This window comes from Roseomonas sp. KE2513 (assembly GCF_016107305.1).
GTDB lineage: Bacteria > Pseudomonadota > Alphaproteobacteria > Acetobacterales > Acetobacteraceae > Roseomonas.
The window spans coordinates 1-262 of sequence record NZ_RCVR01000213.1 but is presented as its reverse complement, the minus strand read 5'-3'; the positions used below and the strand labels follow the sequence as shown (position 1 = coordinate 262).

The following is a 262-nucleotide window of genomic DNA, read 5'->3' as shown; positions in this document are numbered from 1 at the left end:
CCCATCTTATTCACCGGGGCTCAGGTTTTGGCTGGCGGATGTGGCGTAAGTTACTGGCCAAGTTTACGGATTTGGGTGTCGAGACCAAACCGAGACCCTCACAGGCTGTGCCACACCCGCCATGGACGACGATACGACCGAGGCGTTCGGCTTTCCAGCGGTTGGCCGCAAGAGGCTGAGTGCCGCCTTCGACGGCGGACGTCTGACCTCGGACGGCGGAGTACTGCTGTTGGCCGCGGCCGAGCGCCGCCTTGGCCTCTGC

At 63.7% G+C, this 262-nt stretch carries 1 pseudogene; it reads left to right on the top strand.

From position 1 onward, the window contains the following. Positions 1 to 121 precede the first annotated feature (121 nt). Positions 122 to 262: pseudogene (locus D9599_RS31000) on the top strand (IS1380 family transposase); the annotation flags it as partial.